This is a genomic window from Methylobacterium sp. WL120, assembly GCF_008039465.1.
Taxonomy (GTDB): Bacteria; Pseudomonadota; Alphaproteobacteria; order Rhizobiales; family Beijerinckiaceae; genus Methylobacterium; species Methylobacterium cerastii.
Genome location: NZ_VRUT01000346.1, coordinates 1 through 1,164 on the forward strand (window position 1 = coordinate 1; position 1,164 = coordinate 1,164).

Annotated in this window: 1 protein-coding gene; it reads left to right on the forward strand. The window is 77.5% G+C overall.

The window, feature by feature from the left end; translation table 11 throughout:
- Nucleotides 1-7: 7 nt before the first annotated feature.
- Nucleotides 8-1,164: nitrate- and nitrite sensing domain-containing protein (locus FV229_RS26925; protein ID WP_147754826.1), on the forward strand; the 1,157-nt coding region annotated here is incomplete at its 3' end.

Here is a 1,164-nt window from a genome sequence, read left to right on the forward strand (position 1 = left end):
CTCGTAGGTGGCCTGGTCGGCCAGGAGCGTCGCGAGGCGGCGGGTCCCGGCGAGGTCGAGGCTGCCGGAGGCGAAGGCGGCGGAGGCCGCGGCCTACACCGTCGTGATCGGGGAAGGCCTCGGGCTGGTCCGCGCGATGTCGGGCGTGATCGGCCATGTCGGGATCGCCAACCACGCCGCGTCCTACGCCGCCTTCCTGACGATGAAGGAGTATGCCGGCCAGGAGCGCGCCGCGGCCTCCGCCGCCTTCGCCTCCGGCAGCCTCGACCTCGCCGGGACCCGCCGCCTCGCGACGCTCCTGGCCGACCAGGCCACCTACGAGACCCTGTTCCGCTCGCGGGCGGAGCCAGCCCAAGGCGCCCTGCTCGACGCCAGCGAGGCCTCCGCCCCGGCGCAGGAGGTGGCGCGCCTGCGCAAGGCCGCCCTCGACACCATGCCCGGCGAGCCGCTGGCCTTCCGCGACGCCCCGCTCTGGTTCCGCCTCGCGACCCAGCGCATCGACGGCCTCAAGGCGGTCGAGGACCGCCTCACCGCCGACCTCACCGCGGAGGCCGGCGGCGTCCGCGCGCTCGCCGAGCGGGCGCTGGCGATCTGGTCGGGGGCGGCGCTCGCGATCTTCCTGCTGTCGGGCGCCCTCGCCTTCGCCCTCGGCACCGCGGTGGCCCGGCCGCTGACCCGGATGTCGCGGGCGCTCACCGCCATCGGCCGCGGCGACGACGCCGTGGAGATCCCGCAGGGCGGCCCGAACGAGGTCCGCGCCATCGCGGCCGCCGCCGTCGAATTCCGCGAGAACGTCGCCGAGCGCCGCCGCAGCCGCGCGGTCCAGGAGCGGATGTCGGCCGACGCCGAGGCGGCCCGCCGCGCCGCCGCACTGGAGCTTGCCGACGGCTTCGAGGACCGGGTCGGCGGCATCGTCGAGGCGGTCTCGGCGGCCGCGACCCAGCTCGAGGCGGCGGCGCAGGGCATGTCCCGGGCGGCCGAGGACGCCTCGTCGCTGAGCCGGCAGGTCGCCCACGCCTCGCACGAGGCGGCGCTGTCGGCCGACACCGTGGCGGCGGCGACCGAGGAGCTCTCGGCGTCGGTCGCCGAGATCGGCACCCAGGTCACCGCGTCGGCCGACCTCGCGGCGGCGGCCGAGCGCGACGCCGAGGGCATGGCCGGCGA